12 protein-coding genes are annotated in these 13324 nt (G+C 70.9%); 2 read left to right on the forward strand and 10 right to left on the reverse strand.

Annotated features, from left to right (window positions below):
• Positions 1–5: 5 nt before the first annotated feature.
• From BSZ37_RS14875 to BSZ37_RS14885, 3 genes are all read right to left on the reverse strand, one after another.
• Positions 6–2147 carry an NADH-quinone oxidoreductase subunit L gene (locus BSZ37_RS14875; protein ID WP_095511311.1) on the reverse strand — a complete coding sequence of 714 codons (2142 nt, stop codon included), beginning with the start codon at positions 2145–2147 and terminating at the stop codon, positions 6–8.
• An 84-nt stretch (positions 2148–2231) separates the two neighbouring features.
• Complete coding sequence (nuoK, locus tag BSZ37_RS14880) at positions 2232–2531, reverse strand: NADH-quinone oxidoreductase subunit NuoK (RefSeq protein WP_095511312.1); 300 nt, start codon at positions 2529–2531, stop codon at positions 2232–2234.
• 51 nt (positions 2532–2582) lie between these two features.
• Positions 2583–3176 (reverse strand): NADH-quinone oxidoreductase subunit J family protein, encoded by a 594-nt coding sequence (locus tag BSZ37_RS14885; RefSeq protein WP_218830517.1) that lies wholly within the window; start codon positions 3174–3176, stop codon positions 2583–2585.
• A gap of 215 nt (positions 3177–3391) precedes the next feature.
• Here BSZ37_RS14885 and BSZ37_RS14890 point away from each other — a divergent pair, with 215 nt between their 5' ends.
• Positions 3392–4507: a lysylphosphatidylglycerol synthase transmembrane domain-containing protein gene (locus BSZ37_RS14890; RefSeq protein ID WP_095511313.1), complete on the forward strand. Its 1116-nt coding sequence runs from the start codon at positions 3392–3394 to the stop codon at positions 4505–4507.
• Positions 4504–5562, forward strand: a complete 1059-nt coding sequence (locus tag BSZ37_RS14895; protein ID WP_095511314.1) for a DUF72 domain-containing protein — start codon at positions 4504–4506, stop codon at positions 5560–5562. The genes BSZ37_RS14890 and BSZ37_RS14895 overlap by 4 nt, the downstream gene beginning before the upstream one ends.
• A 132-nt stretch (positions 5563–5694) precedes the next feature.
• Here the strand turns inward: BSZ37_RS14895 and BSZ37_RS14900 are convergent, their stop codons facing one another.
• From BSZ37_RS14900 to BSZ37_RS14930, 7 genes are all read right to left on the reverse strand, one after another.
• Entirely contained in the window at positions 5695–6363 is a 669-nt protein-coding gene (locus BSZ37_RS14900) for a helix-hairpin-helix domain-containing protein (RefSeq protein WP_179299666.1), read from the reverse strand.
• A gap of 292 nt (positions 6364–6655) precedes the next feature.
• Positions 6656–7303, reverse strand: a complete 648-nt coding sequence (locus BSZ37_RS14905; protein ID WP_095511316.1) for a YceH family protein — start codon at positions 7301–7303, stop codon at positions 6656–6658.
• A gap of 110 nt (positions 7304–7413) precedes the next feature.
• Positions 7414–8112 carry an RluA family pseudouridine synthase gene (locus BSZ37_RS14910; RefSeq protein ID WP_095511317.1) on the reverse strand — a complete coding sequence of 233 codons (699 nt, stop codon included), beginning with the start codon at positions 8110–8112 and terminating at the stop codon, positions 7414–7416.
• 35 nt (positions 8113–8147) lie between these two features.
• Positions 8148–8615 (reverse strand): hypothetical protein, encoded by a 468-nt coding sequence (locus tag BSZ37_RS14915; RefSeq protein ID WP_095511318.1) that lies wholly within the window; start codon positions 8613–8615, stop codon positions 8148–8150.
• Positions 8615–10639 (reverse strand): Na+/H+ antiporter NhaC family protein, encoded by a 2025-nt coding sequence (locus BSZ37_RS14920; protein ID WP_218830518.1) that lies wholly within the window; start codon positions 10637–10639, stop codon positions 8615–8617. Before BSZ37_RS14920 ends, BSZ37_RS14915 begins: the two co-directional genes overlap by 1 nt.
• A 92-nt stretch (positions 10640–10731) precedes the next feature.
• Positions 10732–11352: a uracil phosphoribosyltransferase gene (gene upp, locus BSZ37_RS14925; RefSeq protein ID WP_095511319.1), complete on the reverse strand. Its 621-nt coding sequence runs from the start codon at positions 11350–11352 to the stop codon at positions 10732–10734.
• A 93-nt stretch (positions 11353–11445) separates the two neighbouring features.
• Positions 11446–13161, reverse strand: a complete 1716-nt coding sequence (locus BSZ37_RS14930) for an alanine/glycine:cation symporter family protein (RefSeq protein WP_095511320.1) — start codon at positions 13159–13161, stop codon at positions 11446–11448.
• Between the last annotated feature and the right edge of the window lie 163 nt (positions 13162–13324).

Raw genomic sequence — 13324 nt, forward strand, 5'->3', positions numbered from 1 at the left:
CGGGCTTAGACGAACAGGACGAGCGCGACGACGGCCACCACGCCCACCACGATGGCGAGCGCGTAGGTCTGGACCACACCGGTCTGCACGCCGCGGAGCCGCCCGGCCGCATCGCGCACGAGCCCGGCGAGCCCCATCACGCCGCCGTCGACGACGTTCTTGTCGAACGGCGCGAGCACCTTCCGGGCGCCCTCCACGGTGCCCTTGACGAACGTCGCGTTGTAGAACTGGTCCCAGCCCCAGACGTGGCTGGCGGGCGTGTAGAACAGGCCGAACACCTTCCGCGCCTTCCGGTCCGCCTCGGGACCCCGCGTGCCGAAGCGGAAGAAGTACACGGCCGCGCCGATGCCGAGGAGGGAGATGGCGGCGCCAAGCCCCAGGAGCGCCCACTCGACCGCGTGGGACGGCTTGTGCAGCTCGTACGGCGAGACGCCCGCCCAGAGCGGGTCGAGGCTGTCCGCGACCGGCCCGAGGTGGTCGCCGTGACCGACGAGCCAACCGTGGATCCAGCTGCCCGGCAGGCCGATGTCCTCGAACACGGGCGGCAGCCCGAGGAAGCCGCCGACGACCGCGAGGGCCGCGAGCACGACGAGCGGGACGGTCATCGTCCACGGGCTCTCGTGCGGGTGCGTGTCCATCGAATCCGGCCAGCGCGGCGTGCCCTCGAACGTGAGGAGGTAGGCCCGCATCATGTAGATCGCGGTCAGCACCGCCGTCACGAGGCCCACGATCCAGAGGACCCCGTAGCCGATGTGGGCTGACTGGCCGAACTCGAACGCCCGGAAGAGGATCTCGTCCTTCGAGAAGAAGCCGGCCAGCGGGGGGAGCCCGGCGATGGCGAGCGTCGAGATGAGAAACGTCCAGCGCGTGAGCGGCATGAACCGCTTGAGGCCGCCCATCGTCCGCATGTCCTGCGCATCGAACGGGCCGTCGTACGGCAGCGGGCTGTGGCGGAGCGGGTCCTGCGTCGCCTCCGAGTCGAGCGGCGTGTCGTGGCTGCCCGGACCGTGGTGGCTCGGGATCAGCCCCTTGTGCTCCAGCTCGTGCTCGACGTGGTGCATCGAGTGGATGACCGAGCCGGACCCGAGGAACAGGCACGCCTTGAAGAAGGCGTGGGTCATCACGTGGAAGATGGCCACGAAGAACGCCCCGACGCCGGCCGCCAGGAACATGTAGCCCAGTTGGCTCACCGTCGAGTAGGCCAGCACCTTCTTGATGTCGTTCTGCGTGATGGCGACCGTCGCCGCCATGATGGCCGTCACGGCGCCGACGGTCGCGATGATCCAGAGCGCGCCCGAGGTGAGGACGAGCGGCGAGAGCCGGGCCAAGAGGTACAGGCCCGACGTCACCATCGTCGCAGCATGGATAAGCGCCGAGACCGGCGTCGGGCCAGCCATGGCGTCGGGGAGCCACACGAAGAGCGGGATCTGCGCGCTCTTACCGGTCGCCCCGATCAGCAGGAGGACCGTCACCCAGAACCCGGTGCCGCCGGCGAAGAGCGCGAGCGTCTCGGGCTGGAGCAGCGTCGCGAAGTCGAGCCCGAACGGCCCCTGCGTCGCGTCCGTGACCGTCTTGAAGATGATGAACATCGCCAGGAGGAAGGCGAAGTCGCCCACGCGGTTGACGATGAACGCCTTGTTGGCCGCCGCCGAGTTCTTGAGGTCGGTGTACCAGAACCCGATGAGGAGGTAGCTGCACAGCCCGACGCCCTCCCACCCGAGGAACAGGACCGGCAGGCTCTCCGCGAGCACCAGGTTGAGCATCGCGAAGATGAACAGGTTCAGGTACGCGAAGAACCGCCAGTACCCGGAGTCCCCGTGCATGTACCCGATCGAGTACAGGTGGATGAGCGAGCCGACCCCCGTGACGATCATCGTCATGAGCAGCGAGAGCTCGTCGATCCGGTAGGCGAAGTCGACCCGGAGGTCGCCGGCCGTCATCCACGTGAAGTAGCGGACGACCTCGGCCCCCTCGAAGCCGAAGAACAGCATGCAGGTCACCGCGAACGGGACGGCGACGGCGGCCAGCGCCAGCCCGCCGAGCAGCCACTCCTGCTTCCGGTAGGCGGGCGAGAACAGGCCCATCATCCCGTTGAACGCCGCCACCAGGATCGGCGGGAGGAGGATGAGCCGGACGAGGAGTTCCATCGGAGGGACGCGGGACTGGGGACTAGGGACTGGTGGGGATGCGGCGGCCGGGGTCCCTAGTCCCCAGCCGCCAGTCCCGGGGCGCTAGCCCCTAAACAGTCGGAGCTCGTCGACGTTGATCGTGAGCTTGTTGCGGAACATGGCGATCACGATGGCGAGGCCGACGGCGGCCTCGGCCGCGGCGACACTCATCACGAAGAAGACCAGGATCTGGCCGTCGACGTCGCCGAACGCCTGGCTGAAGGCGACGAGCGTGAGGTTCACCGCGTTCAGCATGAGCTCGATGCTCAGGAACACGACGATCACGTTCCGCCGGAGGAGCACGCCGAGCACGCCGATCGTGAAGAGCACGGCGCTCAGCGAGAGGTACCAGGTGAGATCCATGGGGAGCGGTCGGGGTGGCCAACGACCGCCCGAGGCGGCCGGGGCAGCGCGTCAGACGAAGCGCTTCTTGGCGAGGAGGACGGCGCCGATGGTCGCCGCCAGCAGGAGGGCACCGACGATCTCGAGCGTGAAGGCGTGCCGCGTCAGGAGCGCGACGCCGATCTGCTCGACCGACGTCGGGTCGAGGGGCACGACGGCGACCTCGCCCTCGTCGATCACGGCGGCGTCGCCCTCCGGCCCGACGACGACGGCCTCATCCACGGGGTCGACGACGGCCACGGGCACGTCGGTGGGCGTCGGGAAGACGTCGATCTGCTCGGCGACGGCCGTCAGCAGGAGGGCCAGGACGGCGACGCCCCCCACAAACGCCACGGCCCGCTGCCACGTGAAGGCGCTCAGCCGCGGCGTCTCCTCCAGGTTGAGGAGCATGATCACGAACAGGAACAGGACCATGATGGCCCCGGCGTAGACCAGGATCTGGACGACCCCGATGAACGTCGCGTTCAGCGTGAGGTAGAGGCACGCGATGGCGAGCATCGTCTGGACCATCCAGAGCGCGCTGGCGACCGGGCTCCGCGAGATGAGCATGCCGAGCGAGCCGGCCACCGCGAACACGGCGAACACGAAGAAGAGGAACGTCTCCACGGGTCGGGGTGAGAGGGAGCCTGGGTCCGGGCAGAGGGCGCCCGGTGAGGGGCCGCCAAGATACCGGCCCTCCTCCGACGCGGACAACCGAGCGGCGATCCCCGCGGGATCTCTCGGTGAAGAGCCGCGCCGGCCGGCCCACGCCCCCCCTTGAGGCCGCCCCGGGCGCGCCGACGCAACCGGACGCGCCTCCGCCCCGTCTATCTTCGCCACGCATGGACGCCCCGGCTCCCCCCTCCTCTCCGACTCGCGGGCGGCGCGTCCGCAAGCGCGACCTCGTGATCCCGGTCGCGCTGAGCCTCACGGCCGTCGGCATCATCCTGTGGGCCACGTGGGAGCCCGGGGCCTTCGCGCTCGTCCGGTCCTCGTTCAACCCGTGGATCTTCCTGGGCGCGATCGGCGCGCTCGGCCTGCAGATCACGGCGGGCGGGCTCCGGCTCCGGCACGTCTCTCGCGGGGCCCTCACGGTGAAGGGCGGGCTCCGGGCCCAGCTCACGTGGGACTTCATGTCGGCCGTGACGCCGTCGGCGATGGGGGGCGCCCCGTTCGCGGCGTTCTTCATCGCCAAGGAGAACGGCGCGGCCTACGGCCAGGTCACGGCGCTCATGCTGTTCACGATGCTCATGGACCAGCTCTGGTTCGCGACGCTCATCGTGATCCTGTACGTGTCGGCGATCTGGCTGCCGGTCTTCCCGACGGCCCTCGGCGCGGCCGGCATCGGGACCGTGGCGGCCTACCTCGGCGGGATGCTCATCTACATCGCGTTCTTCGCCTACGCCACGCTCGTCAAGCCCGAGATCCTGGAGCGGTTTGCCAACTGGGTCGTCAGGTTCAAGTGGCTCCGGCGCTTCGAGCCGACCGTCCGGCGCGAGACGAAGAAGCTCCGCCACCAGGCGAGGGTCCTCCGCGGGCAGCCCCTGTCGTTCTACCTCAAGGGCGCCGGCTACACGCTGATGTACTGGCTCGGGCGATACGGCATCGTGTTCCTGGTCGCCCTCAGCTTCTGGCGCGAGTTCCGGCACGTGCTGTTCGTGATGCGGACGGCCGGCCTGTGGCTCGCCGGCCTCGCCATGCCGACGCCCGGAGGCTCGGGTGGAATCGAGGCGCTCTACGTCCTGTACCTCGCCCCCCTCCTCCCGCCCGGGTACGGCGGACCGGCGCTGCTGGCGTGGCGGGCGGTCGCCTACTACGGGGTCCTCGCCATCGGCCTCGTCGTCGCGGGCAGTGCCGTCCGCGCCCTGCTCGCCGGCGAGACGCCGCCCGAGCAGCCGGTGCCCGACCTCGGGGAGGCCTCGGACGCGCCGCCCCGGCCCACCTCGGTGACCGCGTGAGCGTCCCCCGCCCCGTTCCCGACCGCCGCGCCGAGGCCGACCGGTTCGACCTCCGCAAGGTCCACCCGGTCCTCCGGTTCGGCTCCGCCTCGGACCGCTACGCGGCGTGGATCGACCAGGTCTACCCTCGCGACGTGTGGGCCGGCGAGGTCACGACGCGCAAGAAGTCGGTCGGCGGGCAGGCCTTCGAAGAGCGGCTCCTGCCCGTGGCGTCGGTCGAGGACTACTTCCTGCACTTCGGCGTCCTCGAGATCGACTTCACGTACTACCGGCCGCTGGTCGAGGCGACCGGCAAGCCGTCGCCCCAGCTCTTCACGCTGGAGCACTACTCGGACGCCGCGCCGCCCAACGCGCGGTTCTTGCTGAAGGCGCCGCAGCAATACGTCGCCCGCCGGCTCCGGCGGAAGGTCGACGGGCGCTGGGCCTACGTGGAGAATCCCGACTACCTCGATCCGAAGGGGTTCACGGACCAGTTCCTCGTGCCGGCGCAGAAGAAGCTGGGCGTGAAGCTCGCCGGTGTCATCCTCGAACAATCCTACGAGCGGGCGGCCGAGAGCCCGGACCCCGACGAGTTCGTGGCGGAGTGGGACCGCTTTATCGCCGAGGTGCCCAACGACGCGGCGTACCACCTCGAGGTCCGCTCGTCGCACCTCCTGTCGCCCGCCTACCTCGAGTGGCTCGCGAACCGCGACCTCGGGTTCTGCTTCTCACACTGGCAGTGGCTCCCTCCGATCATCGACCAGTGGCGGCTCGTGAATGAGCGGTTCACCTCAGGCTCGGGCGAGGCCGTGCTCCGGCTCGTCCAGCCGCGCGACATGGACTACGCCGAGTCCTGGCGGCGGGCCTACCCGTTCGACGGTCCGGCCGCTGGTCTCAGCGATACGCGCGACGCGAACCGGATGATCGACGAGGCGACGGCGCTGATGTACCAGGCCGTCGAGGCCGGCGTCGTGCTCAACGTCGTCGGCAACAACCGGGCGTGGGGCAACACGCCCGACCTCTGCCGGACGCTCGCCCACCGGTTCCTGGACTTCGCAGAGCGGAAGGGGGCGTAGGGCTCGCCTGCGGTTCGCGGGGGCGACGAGGGGGAATATGGAACGGGCAGCGAGTGCCCGACAGATACCGGTCCGGCCGCCTCGGGCGCGGGGGCGCCGAGGCAGGCGGAGTCGGGACCCGGGGTCCGACCGCTAGGCGGCGGCGGGCGGGAAGAGCGAGTAGATCGTCGCGACGGGCCGCTCCTCAGGCGCGTCCGGCGTCGGCTCCGCGGCCTCGGCCTGCGCCTCCGTGGCCTGCTCGGCGGCGACCTCGGCGCGGCGCTGGACGGCGGCGAGCTGAGCGACCTGCCGACGGAGCCGGCGCGCACGGCGGCGGGCCGAGCGGTTCAGGATCGAGTTGAGCTGGAGCCGGATGGCCTCGGTCGTCCGTGGGCCGATGCCCTCCAGGTCTTGGAGACGGCCATCGTGGGCTGCCCGCTCAAGTTCGGCGAGCGACTCGATACCGAGCTCATCGACGAGCCGCCGCGCGAGCCGCTCGCTCACGCCCGGAAGCGTGGCGAGGAGCGTGGCCGGGTCGTCGGCACGGAGGAGGCGGTCACGGAGGCCGATCCGTCCGGTCTCGACGTACTGGGCGATGTGGTGGGCAAGGCTCACGCCGATGCCGGGCAGCGACATGAGCGCGTCACGCCCGCCCTCGCCGTACAACCGCGCGACGGGCTCCTCGAGGTCGCGCACCATGGCCGCGGCCTGGAGGTAGGCCTGCACGCGGTACGGGTTCGGCTCGCCCTGGCGGACGAGGACCTCGGCCATCTGGTCGAGCGCCTCGGCGAGTTCGATGTTGGTCGGTCCGATCGGAGACATGGCTCTGGAGTCAATGTGGTCCAAGATCGGGAGCCCGAGTGCCACCGGTTTGTCACACGATTGACCCCGTGCGAGTGGGGCGATCCCTGGGGTCCCCGAGGTCGATCCGACCGCCATCGGAGCGCACCCGGCGGGGCCCCGCGGACGGCTCGGCGGAGCGCGAGTCGACCTCGCCCGCCTCGGCGCCGAGGCGAGACGGGTACACCACTCGATGTCCGGTTCACGCGGTTGGGGAAAGCGGGCGGGGCGGCATGGGACGCCGACGCCGGCGGTCCACCGTCGTCCCAGCGGCCTACTCGAACTGCTCGCGGAACGAGTCCATCTCAGCGCGCAGACGCTCGACTTCGGCTTCCAGCACCTCGACACGCTCTGCCAACGTCAGCCCGCCCGCGACCGGAACCGCCTCCTCTTCGGCCTCAGTGCTCGTGGCCGCGGCCTCGACCTCACCGGAGAGCGTGTGCGCGTAGCGATCCGTCGACTGGCCCGGCTCCCGCGGCAGACGCACGACGAGCGGGTCGTCGCGGTCGGACAGCATCCACAGCGCCTCTTCGGCGTCCTCCACGCTGGCGAAGTCGACGAGGCGGCTCGTCCGCGTGCGGATCTCGCCGGACGTCTGCGGCCCGCGGAGCATCAGCACGGCCAGAGCCGCCAGTTCGCGGCGCGACAAGTCGAGCGAGCGGTCGAGGTTGTGCCGGAACTTCGCGACCCGGTGCCCCGCCCCAGCCGACGTTCCCGCCAACCCGCGGCGCATGAGCCGCTCGGCGGCCTCCTTCACCTCGCGCTCCCCGTAGTCCGTCACCGGCTCACGCGACGATCTCTGGTTGCACGCGGCGACGAGCGCGTTCAGCGTGAGCGGGTACGCGTCAGGCGTGGCGAGGGCCTTCTCGACGAGCGCGCCGGCCACGCGCGTTTCGATCGGGTCGAGGGTGGGACGGGACATGCAGGGGTACGGGGTACGGGGTACGGGGTACGGGGTACGGAAAGTGCTCCTCCCCATCGCGGGATGCAACCGAGGCGCCAGACCGAGCGCGGCGTCCCGGTCGGCCCCGCTCAGGGCTCGGCGGACCCGGCCGTCTCGGCCACGGCGTCGGGGAACAGGCCGGCCCACGCCTCTGGCGGAGGGGCGACGACCGTGACGGGCTCCCGCTTCGTCGGGTGCTCGACGACCAGCCGGTAGGCGTGGAGCGCGACACCGCGGCCGTCAGCGAACGGAGTCTGGTTGCCATAACGGAAATCACCGAGAATCGGAGCGCCCAGCTCCGCCAGTTGGGCGCGGATCTGGTGCTTCCGGCCGGTGAGGAGCTCCACCTCGACGAGGCTCCGAGCGGAGTCGCGGGCGAGCGTTCGGTATCGGAGCGCCGCGCGCTGGCCCTCCCCCACCGGCACCACGTCGACGCTCCCCCCGCCGCCCTTGTCGATCGCGTCGACCCGCTCGGTCCACGCCCCGCCGTCGCCAGGGTCCCCCTCGACCACGGCGAGGTACCGCTTTTGCGGGACGCGGCGGCGGAACTGGTCGCTGAGGCGCGACGCCGCCTTCGACGTCCGCGCGAGCATCATGACGCCGCTCGCCGGCCGATCGAGGCGGTGGACGAGGCCGACGAACACGTTGCCGGGCTTGTCGAACCGCTCCTTGAGGTACGCCTTGGCGAGCGAGACGAGGTCCGGGTCGCCGGTCCGGTCGGCCTGCGTGAGGAGGCCGGGCGGCTTCGAGACGGCGAGGAGGTGATTGTCGAGGTAGAGCGGGTTCACGCCCCGGCGACGGCGCCCCACGCCGTGCGGTTCCGCTAGCTCCTGCGCCACTGGCGCATGCCGAGCACGGCCAACCCGACGACGCCCGTCACGACGCACGCGAGGTGGAGCAGGTCGAGGTCGACCGCTCCGAGCAGCGGGTTCGCCGCCGACACGGGCAGGAACGGCCGGAGATCCGAGTGCATGATCGCGTCGAGCCCGGTCTGCCCGAGCCCGCCGAGCACGCCCCCCACCAGTGCCGGCCCTGCCCGCCACTCCGCCGAGGCGGCCCCCCTCCTCCTCCCCACCCAGGCCACGAGCGCTCCGCACGCCGCGCCCGCGATCGTCGCCCCCGCCAGCGTGTGAAACGTCGCGTGGACCGGCGACCGGCCGGCGAGCAGGTTCACGACCGACTCCGCGTCGATCACGACGTTGGCCAGCACGAACGCCGCCAGCGACACCCGGCTCGGGGCGAGGCCCTTCAGCAACAGCCCCGGACCGAAGTGGAACGGCGTGACGGGCACTACGCCTCGTCTACCTCGACCTCCTCAGTGTGCCCCGGGATGGGCTTGCCGAAGAACCAGAGGACCGCCAGCAGGACGCCCGCCCCGAGCAGGAGTGAGAGCCACCACGGGAAGCCGAAGCCCGTCGGGATCGTCCCCAGCCCGATCGCCACGAGGCCCACGAGGAGCGCGTACGGCAACTGGGTCCGGACGTGCTCGATGTGGTCGCAGCCCGAGGCCATCGACGACAGAATCGTCGTGTCCGAGATCGGCGAGCAGTGGTCGCCCCAGACGGCGCCGGCGAGAACGCACGACACGGCCGAGTAGAGGAGGTAGAAGTGCTCCGGATCGGCGAGGCCGTTGGCGTCCATGACGCCCCACATTAGCTGGACCACGAGCGGCATGAGGATGCCCATGGTGCCCCACGACGTGCCGGTCGCGAACGCCGTGAGCGCGGCGAGGACGAAGATGAGGGCCGGGACGATGCCGGGCGGCAGCGCCGCGCTCAACGCCGTGCCGAGGTAGTCGCCCGTGTGGAGCACGTCGGTCGTCGCCGAGAGCGACCACGCGAGGACGAGGATGATCATGGCGAAGAGCATCGACTTGAGCCCTTCGTACCAGGAGTCGAGCGTCTCGTCGAGCGTCAGGATCCGCTGCCCGACCGACAGGAGCACGGCCGTGAGCACGCCTGCCAGCGACGACCACATCAGCGCCTTGTACGAGTCGGCGCTCCCGATGACCTCGCGGATTGTGTCGCCCTCCCCTGTGACCCACAGCCCGACGATCACCCCGAACACGAGGACGAGGACGGGCAGGATCGCGTTGAACCCGCGGTGCGGCTTGTCGGGCGGCGGCGCGAACAGCTCGCTGTCTTCCGCGGCCGCGTCGACCTTGGCGCCGGGGCCGAGGACGGCGCCGGTCGTCCGCGCGCGGTGCTCGGCGTCGTACATCGGCCCGAACTCACGGTCCGTGAACGCGATGACGAACACGAAGAAGAGGGCCAGGATCGGGTAGAACCGGTAGAGGATCGACTCGAGGAAGATGCCGTAGCCGTCGAGCGTGAGCCCCGGGATGCCGGCCACGGCCTCGTTGATGAGCCCGACCTCGAACCCGATCCACGTCGTCACGAGGGCGAGCGAGGCGACCGGCGCGCTCGTCGAGTCGACGATGTAGGCCAGCTTCTCGCGGCTGATCCGGAGCCGGTCGGTCACCGGCCGCATCGTGTTGCCGATGATGAGCGAGTTGGCGTAGTCGTCGAAGAAGATGGTGAGCCCGAGGAGGCCCGTCGCCGTCTGCCCGCGCTTCGGCGTGCTCGCCCAGCGGACGATGGCGTTCACGACGCCCTGCGTCCCGCCGTTCTTCTGGATGATCCCCACCATCCCGCCGATCATGAGCGTGAAGATGACGATCGAGGCGTGCCCCTCGTCGGCGAGCGCGTCCAGGATGTAGACCTGGATCGTGGCGAAGAGCCCGCCGACGATCCCGCCCGGCGTGACGCCCGCGACGAGGACGGCGCCGCTCCAGATGCCGAGGAACAGGGCGGGGATCACGCGGCGCCACACGAGCGCGACCGCGATCGCGAGGAGCGGCGGGACGATGGAGAGCCAGCCGGGCAGCGTCCGCGGCGTGGCCGTCGCCACCGCCCCGCCGCGCCACAGGACCTCCACGGTCGTCGGGCCCGAGTCGGGCGCGGTGAGGCCCGAGGCGGAAAGGGTCCCGTCGTCGGCCACCTCGACCGGCACGGTCCGCCCGCCGGCCCGCACGAGCGCGCCGTCAGCCGTGTCGAGCCCCGTCAGCGTGACGCCGAACGGGACGCCGCGCAGCACGACGTCCGGGACCGTGACCTGGACGGCCGAGCTCTCGGCCGGCCGCGTCGCGAGGCTGTCGCGCACGAGCGACGGCGCGGTCGGCGTCTGCGCCGCCGTGTCCGCGGGCGGCTCCTGCAGCGTGACCGGCGCCTCGAGCGGGTTGCCGATGGACGCCGTGTCCGCCCCAGGCACCGCGTCGGCCCCCTGGGCCTGCGCCCCCCCAACGGTCGCGAGCACGATCAGCAGCGCGAGCAGCCATCCACCCCGCCGAGCCCGACCGTCTCGGCCCGAGCTCCCCGTTCTCCCGGCCCTGGTCCCCAGTACCGTCATCATGTCGTCCCGAAGATGCGGTCGCCGGCGTCCCCGAGGCCGGGCCGGATGAACGCGTTCTCGTCGAGCTGGCGGTCGAGCGCCGCCGCCACGATGGGGACGTCCGGATGGTAGTCCTCGAGCCGCGCGACGCCCTCCGGCGCCGCCACGAGGCAGACGAACACGAGGTCCTTCGCGCCCCGCCGCTTGAGGTGGTTGATGGCCCCGGCCGCGCTTCCCCCCGTCGCCAGCATCGGGTCGACGACGAACACGCGGGCGTCGCGCACCTGCGGCGGCACGTTCGAGTAGTAGTCGACCGGCTCGTGCGACTGCTCGTCGCGGTACATCCCGAGGTGCCCGACGCGCGCCTCGGGCACGTAGCGGACGAACCCGTCGACGAGCCCGAGGCCGGCGCGGAGCACGGGCACCACGACGACCTCCCGGGCCAGCAGGTAGCCCTCCGTCTCCTCGAGCGGCGTCTGGACCGGGCAGGTCGTGACGGGCAGGTCGCGGAGGGCCTCGTAGGCCAGGATCGACGAGACATCCGACAGCGTCCGCCGGAACTCCCCGTAGGGCGTGGCGGCGTCGCGGAGCGTGGTCAGCGCGCGCTTCAGGAGCGGGTGGTCGACGACGGTCAGCATGGGGGGAGGGATGGGGGAGGCGGGACGGAGGGGTCCGGGTGGAGGACGAACGACGCGGTCATCCCTCCATCCCCGGCCCCTCGCTCATCCCTCTTACCGCTTCAGCCGGCCCTCCTGGACGGCCCGCTTGTGGTCGACCTCGTTCTGCTCCCACGGCCGGCGCTCGAAGTAGCTGTCGGTCAGCTTCTTGAGGACCGGCGACAGCAGGAGGAGCGCCAGGACGTTGGGCAGCGTGACGAGCGACAGGGCCACGTCGCCGAGGTCCCAGATCGTCGTGACCGCGAGGACGGCGCCGACGAAGTGCATGATCACGAAGACCCCCTTGAACGGGAGGATGGCCCTCGGGCCGAACAGGTAGTTCGCGCACCGATCGCCGTAGTAGCTCCACGAGATCGAGGTCGAGACGGCGAACAGGACCACCGAGAGCAGCACGATAAACCGCCCGAGGCCGCCCAACCCGATCTGACCGAGCCCGCGCTCGAAGGCCAGCGTCGTGAGCGGGGCGCTCGTCCGGACCGTGTTGCCGTAGAGCGTCGTGAGCACGGTCCCGTCGGCGTCGAGGACCGTGCGGGTCGCGGGGTCGACGGTGCCGGTGAAGACCTGCGTCTGGGCCTCGTCGACGTAGAGCGTGTCGACGCCCACGCTGAACCGGCCGATGCGCGGGCCGTCGAGGATCTGTGGGATGCCCTCCTCATACGAGATCGGGTCCTGGCCCTGGTAGACGGTGAACCCCGACTCGCGGTCGCCCTCGACGATCGACACGTTGGAGGCGCTGAGGTCGATGGGCGCCGGCGCCGTGGCCTCGAAGGCGCCCGTCGTGACGAGGACGAGGCCGGTCATCGTGCAGATGATGATCGTGTCGATGAACGGCTCGAGGAGCGCGACGACGCCCTCCGAGACGGGCTCGTCGGTCTTGGCCGCCGAGTGAGCGATGGGGGCCGAGCCCTGGCCGGCCTCGTTCGAGAAGAGCCCCCGCTGGACGCCGTAGAGCATCGTCAGGAGGAACACGCCGGCGCCGGTGCCCGCCACGCCCGAGGTCGGGTTGAACGCCTCGCTGAAGATGCGCCCGAACGCCGCCGGGACGTCGCCGATGTTCAGGACGAGGATGGTCAACGCCCCCAGCACGTAGATCGCCGCCATCACCGGCGCGATGATGCTGGTCACCTTCCCGATCCGGCTGATCCCACCCAAGATCACGACGCCGACGATGCTGGCCGTGATGAGCCCCGTGATCCACGGGTCGACGCCGAACGAGTCGAAGACCTGGGTCGCGACCGTGTTGGCCTGGACCGCGTTGCCGGTCATGAACGACGTGATCATGAGGGCGAACGCGAAGAACATGGCCACCGGCTTCCAGTTCTTCCCGAGCCCGCGCTCGATGTAGTACATAGGGCCGCCCGAGACGGAGCCCTCCCAGGCCTTCCCGTCCTCGTCCACGTGGACGTCGCGGTACTGCTGGGCGAGCGTGACCTCGGAGTACTTCGTCGCCATGCCGAGGAGGGCCGTGACCCACATCCAGAACAGCGCGCCGGGCCCGCCGATGTGGATCGCCAGGGCCACGCCCGCGATGTTGCCGACGCCGACCGTCGCCGAGAGAGCCGTCGTGAGCGCTTGGAAGTGCGAGACGTCGCCGGGCTCGTCGGGGTCGTCGTAGCGGCCGGTGGCGACGGCGAACCCGTGCCCGAGGCGGCGGAACTGGACGAACCCGAGCTTGATCGTCAGGAAGAGGCCGGTCCCAAGCAGGCCGATGACCAGGGGCCACCGGAGCACGTTGTTGATGGCATCGATGACGGCGGAGAGGAGCTCCATGTGGCGATGAGCGCGGAGTGGATGGGGAAGCCGCGAAGATAGGGCCGATCCCCAGCCCTGGGAGGTCACCTCCCCCACCCGCCTCGTGCGCGCCCGCGCGTACGGCCGCGCCTGCGCCCCGGAGTTCACGCGGTCGTCCCGGAGTCCTCGCGAGGGCTCACCG

The sequence above is a fragment of the Rubrivirga marina genome (genome assembly GCF_002283365.1).
GTDB classification, from domain to species: domain Bacteria; phylum Bacteroidota; class Rhodothermia; order Rhodothermales; family Rubricoccaceae; genus Rubrivirga; species Rubrivirga marina.

Excerpts from the sequence above, each read along its gene's own strand:
- BSZ37_RS14875 (WP_095511311.1), bottom strand. The coding sequence starts at position 2,147 with ATGGAACTCCTCGTCCGGCTCATCCTCCTCCCGCCGATCCTGGTGGCG.
- nuoK (WP_095511312.1), bottom strand. The coding sequence starts at position 2,531 with ATGGATCTCACCTGGTACCTCTCGCTGAGCGCCGTGCTCTTCACGATC.
- BSZ37_RS14890 (WP_095511313.1), top strand. The coding sequence starts at position 3,392 with ATGGACGCCCCGGCTCCCCCCTCCTCTCCGACTCGCGGGCGGCGCGTC.
- BSZ37_RS14900 (WP_179299666.1), bottom strand. The coding sequence starts at position 6,363 with ATGTCTCCGATCGGACCGACCAACATCGAACTCGCCGAGGCGCTCGAC.
- BSZ37_RS14905 (WP_095511316.1), bottom strand. The coding sequence starts at position 7,303 with ATGTCCCGTCCCACCCTCGACCCGATCGAAACGCGCGTGGCCGGCGCG.
- upp (WP_095511319.1), bottom strand. The coding sequence starts at position 11,352 with ATGCTGACCGTCGTCGACCACCCGCTCCTGAAGCGCGCGCTGACCACG.
- BSZ37_RS14930 (WP_095511320.1), bottom strand. The coding sequence starts at position 13,161 with ATGGAGCTCCTCTCCGCCGTCATCGATGCCATCAACAACGTGCTCCGG.